The sequence below is a fragment of the Companilactobacillus halodurans genome, from assembly GCF_009600985.1.
Classification (GTDB): Bacteria; Bacillota; Bacilli; order Lactobacillales; family Lactobacillaceae; genus Companilactobacillus; species Companilactobacillus halodurans.
Genome location: NZ_VDFP01000289.1, coordinates 1 through 1,032, shown reverse-complemented (window position 1 = coordinate 1,032; position 1,032 = coordinate 1). Strand labels below are relative to the sequence as shown.

Below are 1,032 nucleotides of genomic sequence, written 5' to 3'. Positions count from 1 at the left end.
AGATTTACTCGACATTTTTTCTTTTTTTAAAAATCCTTGATAAAAGTCACGTAAGTAACCCCAAGTAGCTCCTTCACCTTTACCAGCACCAGGAACTGTCAAACGTGAACCAGCACCATCAACTAAATCTTCTCGTCCAACAATATAGGCACCACTCTTAACAATTCCAGCACCAGCGTTCTTATACAAAGATCCTGCCATAATATCAGCGCCATAGAAAGTAGGCTCTTCTTTTTCTGAAAATTCGCCGTAACAATTATCAATAAAAACATTAACGTCAGGACGAATTGATTTAACGAATTTGATCATTTTAGCAATCTTATCAACTGTAAAACTGTCACGAACTGCGTAACCTCTTGAGCGTTGAATAGCAACTACTTTGATGTTATCGTCAGCCTTCAATGCTTTTTCCGCGTTCTCATAATCAACTGAACCATCATCTAATAATTCCGTTGTAGAAAAGTTAATACCATACTCCTTCATATTGCCACGCTTATTACCAGCTAAACCAATAACTTCTTGAATTGTATCGTATGGTGTTCCAGTTAAATAATAAAGCGTATTTCCAGGACGCAACATACTGAATAGAGCTGTCGAAATTGCATGTGTACCTGAAGCAAATTGCGGACGAACTAAAGCATCATCCACTTTAAAGTAGTCGGCATAAATGGCTTCGATCTTATCGCGACCGATATCATCATAACCATAGCCGGTTGATGGTACTAGGTCTTCTTCACCTACTCGATGTTTTCTAAACAAGTTCAAGACACGTTGTTGGTTATAAAGAACTTGTTGATCAATTTCTTCTAAACGTGGTTGAATTAGTTTTTCTACTTTAGCAACTTTTGTTTTTAAATCTTCTGGTAAATCATCTGTCCATGATAATGACATATATAAACTCCTTTTTTTGCCTTTGGGCTGCCGTCCTCCACAGCAAAACCGATTGGGCTGGAACGCTGCGAGCACAGATTTGAGATAATTGAAATTCACAATTATCTCAAATACTGGCCTTCTACTAAGTGGGTTCCCCAC

1 protein-coding gene is annotated in these 1,032 nt (G+C 38.0%); it reads right to left on the bottom strand.

What is annotated here, in order from left to right; translation table 11 throughout:
• A partial coding sequence (locus FHL06_RS14235) for a methionine gamma-lyase family protein (RefSeq protein WP_153387321.1) occupies positions 1 to 891 on the bottom strand: 891 nt, incomplete at its 3' end.
• Positions 892 to 1,032: the final 141 nt, after the last annotated feature.